Annotated in this window: 13 protein-coding genes; 7 read left to right on the top strand and 6 right to left on the bottom strand. The window is 57.4% G+C overall.

The genetic code is table 11. The features are described from left to right. The first annotated feature begins 192 nt into the window (after window positions 1-192). The 4 genes from metA (at window position 193) to aceK (ending at window position 6,121) form a co-directional block, all read left to right on the top strand. Window positions 193-1,122, top strand: a complete 930-nt coding sequence (metA, locus tag IM317_RS15535; RefSeq protein ID WP_024906663.1) for a homoserine O-succinyltransferase — start codon at window positions 193-195, stop codon at window positions 1,120-1,122. Window positions 1,123-1,392: 270 nt separating this feature from the next. Next, window positions 1,393-2,994, top strand: coding sequence for a malate synthase A (aceB, locus tag IM317_RS15540; RefSeq protein WP_033144370.1), 1,602 nt, complete (start codon window positions 1,393-1,395; stop codon window positions 2,992-2,994). A gap of 31 nt (window positions 2,995-3,025) precedes the next feature. After that, a complete protein-coding gene (aceA, locus tag IM317_RS15545; RefSeq protein WP_024906665.1) occupies window positions 3,026-4,330 on the top strand; it encodes an isocitrate lyase in 1,305 nt (434 codons plus the stop codon). A 51-nt stretch (window positions 4,331-4,381) separates the two neighbouring features. After that, window positions 4,382-6,121, top strand: a complete 1,740-nt coding sequence (gene aceK, locus IM317_RS15550) for a bifunctional isocitrate dehydrogenase kinase/phosphatase (RefSeq protein ID WP_033144371.1) — start codon at window positions 4,382-4,384, stop codon at window positions 6,119-6,121. 67 nt (window positions 6,122-6,188) lie between these two features. Here the strand turns inward: aceK and iclR are convergent, their stop codons facing one another. Next, window positions 6,189-7,019 carry a glyoxylate bypass operon transcriptional repressor IclR gene (gene iclR, locus IM317_RS15555; RefSeq protein ID WP_045888359.1) on the bottom strand — a complete coding sequence of 277 codons (831 nt, stop codon included), beginning with the start codon at window positions 7,017-7,019 and terminating at the stop codon, window positions 6,189-6,191. A 193-nt stretch (window positions 7,020-7,212) separates the two neighbouring features. Here iclR and metH point away from each other — a divergent pair, with 193 nt between their 5' ends. Together metH and IM317_RS15565 are read left to right on the top strand one after the other, a co-directional pair. Continuing rightward, window positions 7,213-10,896, top strand: coding sequence for a methionine synthase (gene metH / locus IM317_RS15560; RefSeq protein ID WP_033144373.1), 3,684 nt, complete (start codon window positions 7,213-7,215; stop codon window positions 10,894-10,896). 116 nt (window positions 10,897-11,012) lie between these two features. Beyond that, entirely contained in the window at window positions 11,013-12,644 is a 1,632-nt protein-coding gene (locus IM317_RS15565; RefSeq protein WP_033144374.1) for a Na/Pi cotransporter family protein, read from the top strand. On the opposite strand, the gene IM317_RS15570 is transcribed toward IM317_RS15565, so the two are convergent. Next, window positions 12,641-12,928 carry an addiction module antidote protein gene (locus IM317_RS15570; protein ID WP_033144375.1) on the bottom strand — a complete coding sequence of 96 codons (288 nt, stop codon included), beginning with the start codon at window positions 12,926-12,928 and terminating at the stop codon, window positions 12,641-12,643. The genes IM317_RS15565 and IM317_RS15570 overlap by 4 nt on opposite strands. A 2-nt stretch (window positions 12,929-12,930) precedes the next feature. After that, window positions 12,931-13,233, bottom strand: a complete 303-nt coding sequence (locus tag IM317_RS15575) for a type II toxin-antitoxin system RelE/ParE family toxin (RefSeq protein WP_033144376.1) — start codon at window positions 13,231-13,233, stop codon at window positions 12,931-12,933. A 197-nt stretch (window positions 13,234-13,430) separates the two neighbouring features. Between IM317_RS15575 and rluF the strand changes: the two genes are divergently transcribed. Further along, a complete protein-coding gene (rluF, locus tag IM317_RS15580) occupies window positions 13,431-14,303 on the top strand; it encodes a 23S rRNA pseudouridine(2604) synthase RluF (RefSeq protein WP_033144377.1) in 873 nt (290 codons plus the stop codon). Here rluF and IM317_RS15585 read toward each other — a convergent pair whose 3' ends face one another. The 3 genes from IM317_RS15585 to lysC form a co-directional block, all read right to left on the bottom strand. Then, a complete protein-coding gene (locus IM317_RS15585) occupies window positions 14,304-14,576 on the bottom strand; it encodes a DUF3811 domain-containing protein (RefSeq protein WP_023309994.1) in 273 nt (90 codons plus the stop codon). A 50-nt stretch (window positions 14,577-14,626) separates the two neighbouring features. Further along, window positions 14,627-15,571: a ketopantoate/pantoate/pantothenate transporter PanS gene (gene panS, locus IM317_RS15590; protein ID WP_033144378.1), complete on the bottom strand. Its 945-nt coding sequence runs from the start codon at window positions 15,569-15,571 to the stop codon at window positions 14,627-14,629. Between the two features lie 93 nt (window positions 15,572-15,664). Further along, window positions 15,665-17,014 carry a lysine-sensitive aspartokinase 3 gene (gene lysC, locus IM317_RS15595; protein ID WP_033144379.1) on the bottom strand — a complete coding sequence of 450 codons (1,350 nt, stop codon included), beginning with the start codon at window positions 17,012-17,014 and terminating at the stop codon, window positions 15,665-15,667. Between the last annotated feature and the right edge of the window lie 122 nt (window positions 17,015-17,136).

Below are 17,136 nucleotides of genomic sequence, written 5' to 3' on the forward strand. Positions count from 1 at the left end.
GGAACTGCCAGGCATCAATTAAAAGAACCCCGTACCGAAAGGTGCGGGGTTTTTTGCTTTTGTTTTTCCCTCTCCCCCTTCTTGAAACTTTCTCACCTTCTTCTTGCAGACTCGACATTATGCCCGTTTCTGGGTATCGTTAGCTATCTGGATGTCTAAACGTTTATACGTATGCTGTGAGGATATTAAGTTATGCCGATTCGGGTGCAGGACGAGCTACCAGCCGTCAATTTCTTGCGTGAAGAAAACGTCTTCGTCATGACGGCTTCGCGTGCGACAGGTCAGGAAATTCGCCCGCTGAAGGTGCTTATTCTCAATCTGATGCCAAAAAAGATCGAAACAGAAAACCAGTTCCTGCGTCTTCTGTCGAACTCTCCGCTGCAGGTGGATATCCAGCTGCTGCGAATCGATGCCCGTGAATCACGTAACACGCCATCTGAGCATTTGAACAACTTCTACTGTAACTTCGATGACATTCAGGGTGAAAACTTCGACGGACTGATCGTGACCGGCGCGCCGCTCGGCCTGGTTGAATTTAACGATGTCGCCTACTGGCCTCAGATCAAACAGGTTCTGGAGTGGGCAAAAGATCACGTTACCTCCACATTGTTTGTCTGTTGGGCGGTACAAGCCGCACTGAATATTCTTTATGGCATCCCCAAGCAAACCCGCACTGAAAAGCTCTCTGGCGTATACGAACACCACATTCTTCATCCACATGCGTTGCTGACGCGCGGTTTCGATGACTCTTTCCTGGCCCCGCATTCTCGCTACGCCGATTTCCCGGCCCAGCTGATTCGTGATTACACCGATCTGGAGATCCTGGCCGAAACGGAAGACGGAGATGCTTACCTGTTTGCCAGCAAGGATAAACGCATTGCTTTTGTGACCGGACATCCTGAGTACGATCCGCATACCCTCGCATCAGAGTATTTCCGTGATGTCGAAGCGGGTCTTAATCCGGATGTACCGTACAACTATTTCCCGAAAGACGATCCGCAAAACAAACCGAGAGCAACCTGGCGCAGCCACGGAAATTTGCTTTTCACTAACTGGCTCAACTATTACGTCTACCAGATAACGCCATACGATCTGCGTCACATGAATCCAACGCTGGAGTAATCTTCTGCACTAAACGATCCTAAAGCGTTTCAGCTATTCAAATCAGGCACCTTCGGGTGCCTTTTTTATTTCCGAAATGTCGCCCACCCTCCAGTTAAACTTTAATTTCAATAAAATCAGACAATTAAATTCAATATTAAATTAAAATGGAAATTGTTTTTGATTTTAGAAAAAATATAGATAGTCTTAATTCTGCTGAGCGAAAACTACCCAACGATCTTTCGTTCGCATCGGGGGCGTGATTTTGGATCTTTGATGAGGAGCAGAGTAATGACTCAACAGGCAACGACGGTCGATGAACTGGCCTTTACCCAGCCGTATGGCGAGCAAGAACAGCAGGTTTTGACGGCGGAAGCGGTAGAATTTCTGACTGAACTGGTGACCCGCTTTACGCCGCAGCGTAATAAGCTGCTGGCGGCACGCATTCATCAGCAGCAGGAAATTGACGATGGCAAGTTGCCTGGATTCATTTCGGAAACCGCTTCCATTCGTCGCGGTGAGTGGAAAATCCGCGGCATCCCTGAAGAGTTACAGGATCGTCGCGTTGAGATCACCGGTCCGGTAGAGCGCAAAATGGTGATCAACGCCATGAACGCCAACGTTAAAGTCTTCATGGCCGATTTTGAAGACTCTCTGGCGCCGGACTGGCGTAAGGTCATCGAGGGGCAGATCAACCTGCGCGACGCCGTGAACGGCACCATCAGCTATACCAACGAAGCCGGCAAAATTTACCAGCTCAAACCGAACCCGGCGGTGCTGATCTGTCGCGTGCGCGGCCTGCACCTGCCTGAAAAACATGTCACCTGGCGTGGGGAAGCCATTCCGGGCAGCCTGTTTGATTTCGCACTCTATTTCTTCCACAACTACAAGAACCTGCTGGCAAAAGGCAGCGGCCCTTATTTCTATCTGCCAAAAACGCAGGCCTGGCAGGAAGCGGCCTGGTGGAGCGAAGTGTTCAGCTACGCGGAAGATCGTTTCAACCTGCCGCGCGGCACCATCAAAGCCACGCTGCTAATTGAAACGCTGCCTGCCGTGTTCCAGATGAATGAAATTCTGCACGCCCTGCGCGACCACATTGTCGGCCTGAACTGCGGACGCTGGGACTATATTTTCAGCTACATCAAAACCCTGAAAAACTATCCCGACCGCGTGTTGCCGGATCGCCAGGTCGTGACCATGGATAAACCGTTCCTGAGCGCTTACTCGCGCCTGCTGATCAAAACCTGCCATAAGCGCGGCGCCTTTGCGATGGGCGGCATGGCGGCATTTATCCCGAGCAAAGACGCAGAACGCAACAATCAGGTGCTCAACAAGGTTAAAGCCGACAAAGAGCTTGAAGCCCGTAACGGTCACGACGGCACGTGGATTGCCCATCCCGGCCTGGCCGATACGGCGATGGAGGTCTTTAACCGCGTTCTCGGCGACAACAAAAACCAGCTGTTTGTCACGCGCGAAGACGATGCCCCAACGGCTGAAGAACAGCTGCTGGCACCGTGCGCGGGCGAGCGTACGGAAGAGGGCATGCGTGCCAATATCCGCGTCGCGGTCCAGTACATCGAAGCATGGATCTCCGGCAACGGCTGCGTACCTATCTACGGCCTGATGGAAGATGCCGCGACGGCGGAGATCTCACGTACCTCCATCTGGCAGTGGATCCACCATCAAAAAACGCTCAGCAACGGCAAACCGGTGACCAAGACCCTGTTCCGCCAGATGCTGGCCGAAGAGATGCGGGTGATCCAGGACGAGCTGGGCGAGCACCGCTTCAGCAGCGGACGTTTTGACGACGCCGCGCGCCTGATGGAGCAAATCACCACATCAGATGACTTAATCGACTTCCTGACCCTGCCGGGCTACCGCTTCCTGGCGTAACTCACCACATAACAATATGGAGCATCTGCACATGAAAACCCGTACCCAACAAATCGAAGAGTTGAAGAAAGAGTGGACACAGCCTCGCTGGGAAGGCATCCGCCGTCCTTACAGCGCGGAGGAAGTGGTGAAATTACGCGGCTCGGTCAATCCGGAATGCACGCTGGCACAGAACGGTGCGGCGAAAATGTGGAAGCTGCTGCACGGTGGCTCTAAAAAGGGCTACATCAACAGCCTCGGCGCGCTGACCGGCGGTCAGGCGCTGCAGCAGGCGAAGGCCGGTATTGAAGCTATCTATCTCTCCGGCTGGCAGGTTGCGGCGGACGCTAACCTGGCGTCCAGCATGTACCCGGATCAGTCGCTCTATCCGGCTAACTCCGTGCCGTCGGTGGTGGATCGGATCAACAATACCTTCCGCCGTGCGGATCAGATCCAGTGGGCTGCCGGTATCGAACCTGGCGATCCGCGCTTTATTGACTACTTCCTGCCGATCGTCGCGGATGCGGAAGCGGGCTTCGGCGGTGTGCTGAACGCCTTCGAGCTGATGAAATCGATGATTGAGGCCGGTGCAGCGGCCGTTCACTTCGAAGACCAGCTGGCGTCAGTGAAAAAATGCGGACACATGGGCGGTAAGGTGCTGGTTCCTACACAGGAAGCCGTACAGAAGCTGGTTGCCGCGCGTCTGGCCGCGGACGTGCTCGGCGTGCCGACGCTGGTGATTGCCCGTACCGATGCGGACGCGGCGGACCTGATCACCTCTGACTGCGACCCGTACGACAGCGAGTTCATCACCGGCGAGCGTACCAGCGAAGGTTTCTACCGTACCCATGCCGGCATTGAACAGGCGATCAGCCGCGGCCTGGCGTACGCGCCTTACGCGGACCTGGTCTGGTGTGAAACCTCCACGCCGGATCTGGCGCTGGCAAAACGCTTTGCCGACGCCATCCACGCGAAGTATCCGGGCAAACTGCTGGCCTATAACTGCTCGCCGTCCTTCAACTGGCAGAAAAAGCTGGATGACAAAACCATCGCCAGCTTCCAGCAGCAGCTGTCCGACATGGGCTACAAATACCAGTTCATTACCCTGGCCGGTATCCACAGCATGTGGTTCAACATGTTCGACCTGGCGCACGCCTATGCGCAGGGTGAGGGCATGAAGCACTACGTTGAGAAGGTGCAGCAGCCGGAGTTTGCGGCGGGCAAAGACGGTTACACCTTCGTGTCTCACCAGCAGGAGGTGGGGACCGGCTACTTTGACAATGTGACCACGATAATTCAGGGCGGCACCTCCTCCGTCACCGCCTTAACGGGTTCAACGGAAGAAGCACAGTTCTAATCTTTTCCCCCTCTCCCCTCTCGGGGAGAGGGCTGGGGTGAGGGGGAATATATGTCGCGTGGCCTGGAATTGCTGATTGCCCAAACTATTTTGCAGGGCTTCGATGCCCAGTATGGTCGTTTTCTTGAAGTGACATCCGGCGCGCAGCAGCGCTTCGAACATGCAGACTGGCATGCGGTTCAGCAGGCCATGAAGCAGCGTATCCATCTCTATGACCACCACGTGGGTCTGGTGGTGGAGCAGCTGCGCTGTATTACCGACGGTAAAAGCCCGGACGCGGAATTTTTACTGCGCGTGAAAGAGCACTACACCCATTTGTTACCCGATTACCCGCGCTTCGAGATTGCGGAGAGCTTTTTCAACTCCGTCTATTGTCGGTTATTTGACCACCGCTCACTATCTCCTGAGCGGTTATTTATCTTCAGCTCCCAGCCCGAGCGACGCTTTCGAACCATTCCCCGTCCGCTGGCGAAAGATTTCTTTCCCGATCGCGGATGGGAAAAGCTCCTGCACCGCGTGCTAACGGATCTGCCGCTGCGCCTGCCCTGGGAGAATAAAACCCGGGATATCGGCTATATCCACGCCCATCTCAACGAAACCTTCGGCGCGGAGGTGCTCAGCCACAGCCATTTGCAGGTTGCCAACGAGCTTTTCTACCGCAATAAAGCCGCCTGGCTGGTGGGCAAACTGGTTACGCCGACCGCCATTGTGCCGTTTCTGCTGCCCATTCACCGTACCGACGACGGGGAACTGTTTGTCGATACCTGCCTGACCACCAGCGCCGAGGCCAGCATCGTGTTTGGCTTCGCCCGCTCCTATTTCATGGTGTACGCCCCACTGCCTGCCGCGCTCGTGGAGTGGCTGCGGGAGATCCTGCCGGGCAAAACCACCGCCGAACTGTATATGGCCATTGGCTGCCAGAAGCACGCCAAAACGGAAAGCTATAGGGAGTACCTGCGTTATGTCACCGCGGCCGATGAGCAGTTTATCGAAGCGCCCGGCATTCGCGGTATGGTGATGCTGGTCTTTACGCTGCCGGGTTTCGACCGGGTCTTTAAGGTGATTAAAGACAGATTCGCGCCGCAGAAAGAGATGACCGCCGCGCACGTTCGCGCCTGCTATCAGCTGGTCAAAGAACACGACCGCGTCGGGCGCATGGCGGATACCCAGGAGTTCGAAAACTTTGTGCTGGATAAACAGCAGATCGACCCGGCGCTCATGGCGCTGTTAATGCAGGAAGCGCCCGCGAAAATCACCGATCTGGGTGATAAAATCGTGATTAGCCATCTCTACATCGAACGCCGTATGGTGCCGCTGAATATCTGGCTGGAGCAGTCCGAAGGTCAGGCGCTGCGGGATGCCATTGAAGAATACGGCAACGCGATTCGCCAGCTTGCCGCCGCCAATATTTTCCCGGGCGACATGCTGTTTAAAAACTTCGGCGTCACCCGTCACGGGCGCGTGGTGTTCTACGATTACGACGAAATTTGCTACATGACCGAAGTGAATTTCCGCGATATACCACAGCCCCGCTACCCGGAAGACGAGCTTTCCGGTGAGCCGTGGTACAGCGTCTCGCCGGGCGATGTGTTTCCGGAGGAGTTTCGCCACTGGCTGTGCGCCGACCCGCGCATCGGGCCGTTATTTGAAGAGATGCATGAGGATCTGTTCCGCGCCAGCTACTGGCGCGGGCTGCAAACGCGGATCAAAAACGGGCATGTCGAAGATGTGTACGCTTACCGCCGCAAGCAGAGGTTTTGCATTAGGTTTGCACCCTCTCTAGCAGGGTGAGGGCATCATGTTTTCTCCCTCTCCCTGCGGGAGAGGGCCGGGTGAGGGCATCAGGCCGCACTCAATCTCAACGAATCCCACCGTACGCCAGCGTCACCTCTTTCGCCGCCTTAATCACCAGCGCACCCAGCTCGGTCACGCGGTCATCGGTCATCCGCGAAATCGGCCCGGAGATGGAGATGGCGGCAAACGGCTCGCGGTGCTCGTCAAAAATACAGGCCGCGAGGCAGCGCAGGCCCAGGGCATGTTCTTCATCATCAAACGAATAGCCGCGCTTCCGGGTCAGGGCCAGATCTTCTTTCAGATGCACGGGCGACACCAGCGTGGCGTGGGTATAGGCGTGCAGCCCTTTACGGTGCAGCAGTCCCGTCACCTGCTCTTCGCTCAGCTGCGAAAGAAACGCTTTCCCCGCCCCGGAGGCATGCATCGGCAGCTTGCCGCCAATCGGTGCGGACATGCGCATCAGCTGCGTGCACTGCACCTGGTCGATGATAATCGCCTGGTGGTCGCTCTGGTCCAGCACCGCCAGGTTTACGGTCTCGCCGGACTCCTCCATCAGCTTGCGCAGAATCGGGTGCACAATCGCCAGCAGGTTGCGGCTCTGCAGGAAGCTGCTGCCGACGATAAACGCATGCGCGCCCACCGCCCAGTGCCCCAGCTCGCCGACCTGGCGGACAAAGCCCAGCTGCTGCATGGTGGTCAGCAGGCGGTGCGTCGTGGAGTTCGGCAGGCCAGCCTGCTGGGCCAGCTCCGTCAGGGCCACGCTGCTGTGCGACTCGGCTATCCACTCCAGCAGCTTCAAACCGCGCGTGAGCGATTGAACCTGTCCGCCCTGTTGTGCGGCGGCGGTGGTGGCAGCAGGTTTTCTGCCGCGTTTAGCGGGAACGGTCGCGACCATGACGATCTCCTTTTTCTGTATCGTGGAAATCATTTTCGTTTTATTTGGTGAATTTGCAACCGTTATCCTGACTGATCGGAGGAGTGATGGTGAACATGTCTCATGTTACCGCTGTGCGGCTTTTCCACCCTGCGAGATTGTGCCAGTATGGAACGCAGCCTTTTGGCCTTGTTGAGCGTTGTCGGGAGCAAGTGTGAGCAGCAAAGTAGAGCAACTGCGTGCGCAGTTAAATGAACGAATTCTGGTGCTGGACGGCGGCATGGGCACCATGATCCAGGGGTATCGTCTGAGTGAAGACGATTTCCGCGGCGAACGCTTTGCCGACTGGCCCTGCGACCTGAAAGGGAACAACGACCTGCTGGTGCTCAGCAAACCGTCCGTGATTAAAGATATCCACAACGCCTACTTCGAAGCGGGTGCGGATATCGTTGAAACCAACACCTTCAACTCGACAACCATCGCCATGGCGGATTACCAGATGGAATCCCTGTCGGCGGAAATCAACCTGGAAGCCGCGAAGCTGGCGCGCGCCTGCGCCGACGAGTGGACGGCCCGCACGCCGGATAAGCCTCGCTACGTTGCCGGGGTGCTTGGCCCGACGAACCGCACCGCGTCGATTTCACCGGACGTCAACGACCCGGCGTTTCGTAATATCACCTTCGATCAGCTGGTCGCGGCCTACCGTGAATCGACCAAAGCGCTAGTGGAAGGCGGTTCCGATCTGATTCTGATTGAAACCGTATTCGACACCCTCAACGCCAAAGCCGCGATTTACGCGGTGAAAGAGGAGTTTGAGGCGCTGGGCGTTGACCTGCCGATCATGATTTCCGGCACAATCACCGACGCCTCCGGCCGTACCCTGTCCGGTCAGACAACCGAAGCGTTTTATAACTCCCTGCGCCACGCCGAAGCGCTCTCCTTTGGCCTGAACTGCGCGCTGGGGCCAGATGAACTGCGTCAGTACGTGCAGGAGCTTTCCCGCATCGCGGAATGCTACGTCACCGCCCACCCGAACGCCGGTCTGCCAAACGCGTTCGGTGAATACGATCTCGATGCCGACACCATGGCGGCGCAAATCCGCGAGTGGGCCGAGTCTGGCTTCCTGAACATCGTTGGCGGCTGCTGCGGCACCACGCCGGAGCATATCGCAGCCATGAGCAACGCCGTGGCCGGTCTGCCGCCGCGCAAGCTGCCCGAGCTTCCGGTTGCCTGTCGTCTGTCCGGCCTGGAGCCGTTGACCATCGGCGACGACAGCCTGTTTGTGAACGTGGGTGAGCGTACTAACGTCACCGGTTCCGCAAAGTTCAAACGCCTGATTAAAGAAGAGAAGTACAGCGAAGCGCTGGACGTTGCCCGCCAGCAGGTAGAAAGCGGCGCGCAGATTATCGATATCAACATGGATGAGGGGATGCTCGACGCCGAAGCGGCGATGGTGCGTTTCCTCAACCTGATTGCCGGTGAGCCGGACATTGCCCGCGTGCCGATCATGATTGACTCCTCCAAGTGGGAAGTCATCGAAAAAGGGCTGAAGTGCATCCAGGGTAAAGGCATCGTCAACTCCATCTCGATGAAAGAGGGTGTCGATATCTTTATCCACCACGCGAAGATGGTCCGCCGCTACGGTGCCGCCGTGGTGGTGATGGCCTTTGACGAAGTGGGTCAGGCCGATACCCGCGAGCGCAAAATCGAGATTTGCCGCCGCGCGTACAAGATTTTGACCGAAGAGGTGGGCTTCCCGCCGGAAGACATTATCTTTGACCCGAATATCTTCGCCGTTGCGACCGGGATTGAAGAGCACAACAACTACGCGCAGGACTTTATCGGCGCATGTGAAGACATCAAGCGAGAGCTGCCGCATGCGCTGATCTCCGGCGGCGTATCGAACGTGTCGTTCTCGTTCCGCGGCAACGACCCGGTGCGTGAGGCGATCCACGCCGTGTTCCTCTACTACGCCATCCGCAACGGCATGGATATGGGGATCGTTAACGCCGGCCAGCTGGCGATTTACGACGACCTTCCTGCCGAGCTGCGCGACGCCGTCGAGGACGTGATCCTTAACCGCCGCGACGACGCCACCGAGCGCATGCTGGACCTGGCGGAGAAATACCGCGGCAGCAAATCGGATGAGGCGGCAAACGTTCAGCAGGCCGAGTGGCGTTCGTGGGACGTGAAAAAGCGTCTGGAATACTCGCTGGTCAAAGGTATCACCGAATTTATCGAGCTCGATACCGAAGAGGCGCGCCAGCAGGCAGCCCGCCCGATTGAGGTGATCGAAGGTCCCCTGATGGACGGCATGAACGTGGTCGGCGATCTGTTCGGTGAGGGCAAAATGTTCCTGCCGCAGGTGGTGAAATCCGCCCGCGTGATGAAGCAAGCGGTAGCGTATCTTGAGCCCTACATCGAAGCCAGCAAAGAGAAAGGCTCCAGCAACGGCAAGATGGTTATCGCCACCGTGAAGGGCGACGTGCACGACATCGGCAAGAACATCGTCGGCGTAGTGCTGCAGTGTAATAACTACGAGATTATCGACCTCGGCGTGATGGTCCCGGCGGACAAAATCCTCAAGACCGCGCGCGAAGTGAACGCCGACCTGATTGGCCTCTCTGGCCTGATTACGCCGTCGCTCGACGAAATGGTCAACGTGGCAAAAGAGATGGAGCGACAGGGCTTCACCATTCCGCTATTGATTGGCGGGGCGACCACCTCGAAAGCGCACACGGCGGTGAAAATCGAGCAGAACTACAGCGGCCCGACGGTCTACGTGCAGAACGCCTCGCGCACCGTGGGCGTGGTCTCCGCGCTGCTCTCCGACACCCAGCGCGACGATTTTGTGGCGCGCACCCGCAAAGAGTACGAAACCGTTCGCATCCAGCACGGCCGTAAGAAGCCGCGCACCCCGCCTGTTTCGCTTCAGGCGGCGCGCGACAACGATCTGGCCTTCGACTGGTCCAGCTACACGCCGCCGGTCGCGCACCGCCTGGGCGTGCAGGACGTGACGGCCAGCATCGAGACGCTGCGCAACTACATCGACTGGACGCCGTTCTTTATGACCTGGTCGCTGGCGGGCAAATATCCGCGCATCCTGGAAGACGAGGTGGTTGGCGAGGAGGCGAAGCGCCTGTTTAAAGATGCCAACGATATGCTCGACACGCTGAGCGCAGAGAAAAGCCTCAACCCGCGCGGCGTGGTGGGCCTGTTCCCGGCGAACCGCGTGGGCGACGACATCGAAATCTATCGCGATGAAACCCGCACCCACGTGCTGGCGGTCAGCCGCCATCTGCGCCAGCAAACCGAGAAAGTGGGCTTTGCCAACTACTGCCTGGCCGATTTCGTCGCGCCGAAGCTGAGTGGTAAAGCCGACTATATCGGCGCCTTTGCGGTGACCGGCGGTCTGGAGGAAGACGCGCTGGCGGACGCGTTCGAAGCGCAGCACGATGATTACAATAAAATCATGGTGAAAGCGATTGCCGACCGCCTGGCGGAAGCCTTCGCCGAGTACCTCCACGAGCGCGTGCGTAAGGTGCACTGGGGCTACGCGGCGAATGAAAACCTCAGCAATGAGGATCTGATCCGCGAAAACTACCAGGGGATTCGCCCGGCGCCGGGATACCCGGCCTGTCCGGAACACACCGAAAAAGGCACCATCTGGAAGCTGCTGGACGTGGAAGCCCATACCGGCATGAAGCTCACCGAGTCGTTCGCCATGTGGCCAGGCGCGTCCGTTTCCGGCTGGTACTTCAGCCATCCGGACAGCAAGTACTTTGCCGTGGCGCAGCTGCAGCGGGATCAGATTGAAGATTACGCCCTGCGCAAAGGCATGAGCGTGTCTGAAGTGGAGCGCTGGCTGGCGCCTAATCTCGGCTACGACGCCGACTAAAATCACTTTTCCTTACAACAAACAGGGCGCTCATTGGGCGCCCTGTCTCTTTCTTACGTTTAAACCCTTATACTGAACCTATGGAAAACGAATAACGATAAGGAGGAAAACCTTCCGTGCTGACCCTGTTACACCTGCTCTCTGCAGTCGCACTGCTCGTATGGGGCACCCATATCGTCCGTACCGGCGTGATGCGCGTATTTGGCGCGCGCTTGCGTACCGTTCTCAGCAGCAGCGTTGAGAAGAAGCCGCTCGCCTTCTGCGCGGGCATTGGCGTAACGGCACTGGTGCAGAGCAGTAACGCCACGACCCTGCTTGTCACCTCCTTTGTGGCGCAGGATCTGGTGGCGCTGGCCCCGGCGCTGGTGATTGTGCTGGGTGCGGATGTAGGTACCGCGCTGATGGCGCGTGTTCTGACCTTCGATCTCTCCTGGCTGTCGCCGCTGCTGATTTTTCTCGGCGTCATCTTCTTCCTCGGCCGCAAACAGACGCGCGCCGGGCAGCTCGGGCGCGTAGGAATTGGCCTCGGGCTGATCCTGCTGGCGCTGGAGCTGATTGTGCAGGCGGTCACGCCAATCACCGAGGCCAATGGCGTTCAGGTCATCTTCGCCTCCCTGACCGGGGACATCATGCTGGACGCGCTCATTGGCGCGGTGTTTGCTATCGTCAGCTACTCCAGCCTGGCGGCGGTCCTGCTGACGGCCACGCTTACCGCCGCAGGGGCGATCTCTTTCCCGGTAGCGCTGTGTCTGGTGATCGGGGCCAACCTCGGCTCCGGCCTGCTGGCGATGCTTAACAACAGCGCGGCCAATGCCGCCGCCCGCCGCGTGGCGCTGGGCAGCCTGCTGTTTAAGCTGGTGGGCAGCCTGATTATCCTGCCCTTTATCCACCCGCTGGCGAACCTGATGGACAATCTCCCGCTGCCGAAGGCGGAGCTGGTGATCTACTTCCACGTGTTCTACAACCTGGTGCGCTGCCTGGCGATGGTGCCTTTTGCCGGGCCGATGGCCCGCTTCTGCGAGCGTCTCATTCAGGACGAACCGGAGCTGGATGCGCGCCTGAAGCCGAAGCACCTGGATACGTCCGCTCTGGATACCCCGGCGCTGGCGCTGGCGAATGCCGCGCGCGAGACGCTGCGCATGGGCGACGCAATGGAAACCATGCTCGAAGGCCTGCAAAAGGTGATGCACGGCGAGCCGCGTGAAGAGAAAGAACTGCGCAGACTGGCGGACGATATCAACGTGCTCTATACCGCCATTAAGCTTTACCTGGCGCGTATGCCGCAGGACGAGCTGGCGGAAGAGGAGTCCCGCCGCTGGGCGGAAATCATCGAGATGTCGCTTAACCTTGAGCAGGCCTCGGATATCGTGGAGCGTATGGGCAGCGAGATCGCCGACAAATCCCTTGCCGCGCGTCGTGCGTTTTCAGGTGAAGGCCTGAAGGAGCTGGAAGCGCTGCACGAACAGCTGGTCAGCAACCTCAAGTTGGCGATGCTGGTCTTCTTCTCCAGCGACGTGCCGAGCGCGCGCCGCCTGCGCCGCAACAAGCATCGTTTCCGCATTCTGAACCGCCGCTACTCGCACGCCCACGTTGAGCGTCTGCACCAGCAGAACGTGCAGAGTATCGAAACCAGTTCGCTGCACTTGGGGCTGCTGGGGGATATGAAGCGTCTCAACTCGTTGTTCTGCGCGGTGGCGTACAGCGTGATGGAACAGCCGGATGAAGACGACGAGCGGGATGAGTATTAATCTCCAGCGTGTTTGATTGTTAGCCCAAGACCCAATGCTTTCATGACCGCCAGAGTGGTTTTAAGCGTTGGGTTTCCTTTATCACTGAACGATCGATACAGTTGCTCTCGTGATAGGCCAGTTTGCTGTGAAATGGTCGACATTCCTTTCGCTCGCGCGATGACGCCCAGAGCTTTAGCAATATACGCTGAATCGCCCGTTTCTAAGGCATCAGCCATAAACACGGCGATTTCCTCGTCATCCACCAGCGCATTGGCTGGATCGTAGGGTGTTAATTTATGCATGCTCATTCACTCCTGCCATTGGGATTGCTCAGCATTTTTGCCATAAGTATGTCTCTGGCCTGGCTGCTTTTGTCACCACCACACAACAGCACGATGATGCAATTGCCCTGGTCTTTAAAATAGATTCTGTAGCCCGGACCATAGTGGATCCTCAGCTCACTTATACCTTCGCCCACGGGTTTAATGTCGCCCGCTAAACCATTTGCCAACCGAAAGAGGCGGGAAGCGATAATGGTTTTCGCTCGCCGATCTTTTAAGTTTTGCTCCCAGCGTTGGAAGGATTCTGTCTGAACGATCTCCTTCATATTACTCCATGTGATTTATAAACTACAAATAATTGTCTCTGGAGAGTAAAGCTAAAAGGAGTTAGCTCAAGGATAAATGGCCTGACGCTAAATCCTGAAAGCGTCTCGCAAAATAAAAAACCCGTCTCAGTAACCGTCGGCTAATCTTTTTTTCCAGCCCATACCTAAGGTATATTTCGCCCTTCACAGGAGAAACTATGCTGCCAACTCAATCAACCCGATTAAACAAATACATTAGCGAGAGCGGGATCTGCTCACGTCGCGAGGCTGACCGTTACATTGAACAGGGTAACGTGTTTCTTAACGGCAAACGCGCCACCATCGGCGACCAGGTGGTCCCTGGCGATGTGGTTAAAGTGAATGGTCAGGTCATCGAACCGCGTGATGCTGAAGACCTGGTGTTTATCGCGTTGAACAAACCGGTTGGGATTGTCAGCACCACGGAAGACGGTGAGCGGGACAACATCGTTGATTTCGTGAACCACAGCAGCCGTATCTTCCCGATTGGCCGTCTGGATAAAGACTCTCAGGGGCTGATTTTCCTCACCAACCACGGCGATCTGGTCAACAAAATTCTGCGTGCCGGTAATGACCACGAGAAAGAGTATGTCGTTACGGTGAACAAGCCGGTTACGGACGAATTTATTCGTGGCATGGGCGCGGGCGTGCCGATCCTCGGTACCGTCACGAAAAAGTGTAAGGTGAAGAAAGAAGCGCCGTTCGCGTTCCGCATTACGCTGGTGCAGGGCTTAAACCGCCAGATCCGCCGTATGTGCGAGCACTTCGGTTATGAAGTGACGAAGCTGGAACGCACGCGCATCATGAACGTCAGCCTGTCCGGTATCCCGCTGGGCGAGTGGCGTGATTTAACGGATGACGAGCTGATTGAGCTCTTCAAGCTTATCGAGAACTCCTCGTCCGAAGCGAAGCCGAAGGCCAAAGCCAAACCGAAAACCCAGGCGATTAAGCGCCCGGTGGTGAAGGCGCCTCAGGCGGAAGATAAGGGGCGAGGCAAGCCGGGTAATGGAAAACGCTTTACCCAGCCGGGGCGCAAAAAGAAAGGGCGCTGATTAGCGCCTTCCACGGGTAGACGTTGTGGCCGACCAGGAAAAGGTCGCCTCTGCATCGGGTTTATAAGCCTGCTCTTTTTTAAGCTTGCGGGCTTTTTTCGCCGCGGCGTCACGCTGCGCCATCAGCTTATCGATGTACTCTTTTTTCACCTGATTGGTTTCGGCGTTCGTCAGCGTGCGGCCATGTGCGATACGGGCACGGTCGAGAAGCGTTTTCAGTTCGCGCTGCTCGGCTTCCGTCATGTCTTTCTGGGTCAAACGTGGTGTAGCCATTGCTGAAGCCTCCTGATAGAGAGGCTTCAGTGTAAAGCAAGCCGCGCAAATTAACCCTGCTTCACCGCATCTTTTTTCGTTTGTTCATCAATCGGTTTGCCGGACCAGTAGCCCGCCAGCAGCGAGCCGGAGAGGTTATGCCAGACGGAGAACAGCGCGCCGGGCAGGGCCGCCAGCGGGGAGAAGTAAATTTTACCGAGCGCCGCCGCCAGGCCGGAGTTCTGCATGCCTACCTCGATTGCCAGCGTGCGGCAGGTCGATTCGTCAAAACCGAACAGCTTCCCGCCCCAGTAGCCGCCCAGCAGGCCAATAGTGTTATGCAGCACCACGGCGATGATTACCACAAAGCCCACGGAGGCAATGTGCGATGCGGAACCCGCCACCACGGCGCTGATGATTGCCAGAATGCAGACCATCGAAAACGCGGGCAGGTACGGCTCAACGGCCTTCACCACGCGCGGGAAAAGATGGTGAATGACCAGCCCCAGCGCAATCGGGATCACCACAATCTGCAGAATGCTGAGCAGCATGCCCATCACGTCCACCTGAATATGCGCGTCCACGTACAGACGGGTTAACAGCGGCGTGGCAACGACGCCAACCAGCGTCGAAACGGACGAGATCGTGACGGAGAGCGCCACGTCGCCTTTCGCCAGGTAGATCATGACGTTGGACGCCGTGCCGCTGGCCACGCTGCCCACCAGCACCATCCCGGCGGAGAGATCGGGCGGCATCTTAAAGGCCATCGCCAGCAGCCACGCCGCAAGCGGCATCACCAGGTAGTGCAGGAACATCCCTGCCGCGACGGGCGCAGGGCGAGACAGCACGCGTTTAAAGTCGTCGACTTTCAGATGCACGCCCATACCGAACATGATCAGCATCAGCAGCGTGGCGACCCACGGACCAATGCCCGTGAACGTGGCGGGGGTGTAATACGCGAGTACGGAGAGCAGCAGCGCCCATAACGGGAACAGCCGCGTAACGGCGGATAACATAGTGGATTCCTTGCAGTATTGTCGTGTTGTTTAGTTATGAAAAAGCCGGGTCTGTGCCCGGCTTATAGGTATTGTTTATCCTGCTAACGAATTTTATTCAAACAAATTCTGATGAAGTTTCTGCACGACCTGCTCGGCCTGATCGGCAGGCACCAGGAAGCACAGGTTGTAGCTGGATGCGCCGTAGCAGATCATGCGGATGTTGAACGGGTCGAGCACGCCGAACACCTCTTTACCCACGCCGCAGGCGCGCGACAGCTTGTTGCCGATGATGGCAACCAGCGCCAGGTCTTCTTCTACTTCCACGCGGCACAGCTCAGACAGCTCAATCAGCAGCGACTGCGTCAGCAGCGTGTCGCCGGTGGAGGTAGAGCCGGTGGTGTCCAGCGTAAGCGCAATGCTCACTTCAGAGGTGGTGATCAGATCCACCGAGATATTGTGGCGCGCCAGAATGCCAAACACTTCCGCCAGGAAACCGCGTGAATGAAGCATATTGTGGCTGTGGAGCGTCACCAGCGTCTGGCGACGGCGCAGGGCCAGGGCGCGGAACAGCGGTGGGTTTTCCGTTTTTTTGCAGACCAGCGTCCCGCCCGCTTTCGGATCTTTGCTGGAGCCGACGAAGACCGGAATATCGCTGCGTACGGCCGGCAGCAGCGTTGCCGGGTGCAGCACTTTCGCACCGAAGGTGGCCATTTCAGCCGCTTCTTCAAAGGCGATTACATCAATACGTTTAGCCGCAGAAACGACGCGCGGGTCGGTGGTGTAAATTCCCGGAACGTCCGTCCAAATATCCACGCGCGTTGCATGCAGGGCTTCGCCCAGCAGCGCGGCGGTGTAGTCGCTGCCACCGCGGCCAAGCGTGGTGGTGCGGCCTTTCGCTTCACTGCCGATAAAGCCCTGGGTGATCACGATACCGTCTGCCAGGCGTGGTGCCAGCTGCTGATTGGTCAGCTCCGCCAGCGCCTCAACGTCCGGCTCGGCGCGGCCAAAGCGATCGCTGGTACGCATCACTTTACGCACGTCAAACCACTGCGCCTGAACGTTACGCTCGCGCATGATTTCAACAAACAGCAGGGTGGACATCAGTTCACCGTGGCTGACCAGCTCGTCGGTCAGGGCGGTGGAGGTAGCCAGAGACGCCGCTTCTGCCAGAGTGGTGATATTTTCCAGCAGACGTTCCACTTCCTCGCGGATGACGTTCGGGTTCTGCAGACGTTCAAGGATGTCGAACTGAATTTTGCGCAGTGCATCCAGCTTCACGAAACGTTCTGTCGCTTCCAGTCCTTCAGACAGAGAAACCAGCAGGTTCGTCACGCCGGCGGAGGCAGACAGCACCACCAGGCGGGTATTCGGATCGGCCAGCACCACATCGGCGCTGCGGTTCATGGCATCGTAATCGGCCACACTGGTGCCGCCAAATTTGGCGACCACAAAACTCGTCATAACAACCTCGTGTCAGGGAATGAATAAGCGACCATGGCACAAGAATGAAATGAAAACAGGTGCAGGCGCAAAATACGGCCCTATAAATAAAATGCGGGGGAGGTCCTGTCAATGCTGGGATT

The organism is Enterobacter cloacae complex sp. S3 (genome assembly GCF_014930495.1).
Lineage (GTDB): Bacteria > Pseudomonadota > Gammaproteobacteria > Enterobacterales > Enterobacteriaceae > Enterobacter > Enterobacter asburiae_B.

What these genes read in the sequence shown, in the direction of transcription:
- metA (WP_024906663.1), top strand. Translation starts at nt 193, where the DNA reads ATGCCGATTCGGGTGCAGGACGAGCTACCAGCCGTCAATTTCTTGCGT.
- aceA (WP_024906665.1), top strand. Translation starts at nt 3,026, where the DNA reads ATGAAAACCCGTACCCAACAAATCGAAGAGTTGAAGAAAGAGTGGACA.
- iclR (WP_045888359.1), bottom strand. Translation starts at nt 7,019, where the DNA reads ATGGTCGCGACCGTTCCCGCTAAACGCGGCAGAAAACCTGCTGCCACC.
- aceB (WP_033144370.1), top strand. Translation starts at nt 1,393, where the DNA reads ATGACTCAACAGGCAACGACGGTCGATGAACTGGCCTTTACCCAGCCG.
- aceK (WP_033144371.1), top strand. Translation starts at nt 4,382, where the DNA reads ATGTCGCGTGGCCTGGAATTGCTGATTGCCCAAACTATTTTGCAGGGC.
- rluF (WP_033144377.1), top strand. Translation starts at nt 13,431, where the DNA reads ATGCTGCCAACTCAATCAACCCGATTAAACAAATACATTAGCGAGAGC.
- IM317_RS15575 (WP_033144376.1), bottom strand. Translation starts at nt 13,233, where the DNA reads ATGAAGGAGATCGTTCAGACAGAATCCTTCCAACGCTGGGAGCAAAAC.
- lysC (WP_033144379.1), bottom strand. Translation starts at nt 17,014, where the DNA reads ATGACGAGTTTTGTGGTCGCCAAATTTGGCGGCACCAGTGTGGCCGAT.
- IM317_RS15570 (WP_033144375.1), bottom strand. Translation starts at nt 12,928, where the DNA reads ATGCATAAATTAACACCCTACGATCCAGCCAATGCGCTGGTGGATGAC.
- IM317_RS15585 (WP_023309994.1), bottom strand. Translation starts at nt 14,576, where the DNA reads ATGGCTACACCACGTTTGACCCAGAAAGACATGACGGAAGCCGAGCAG.
- panS (WP_033144378.1), bottom strand. Translation starts at nt 15,571, where the DNA reads ATGTTATCCGCCGTTACGCGGCTGTTCCCGTTATGGGCGCTGCTGCTC.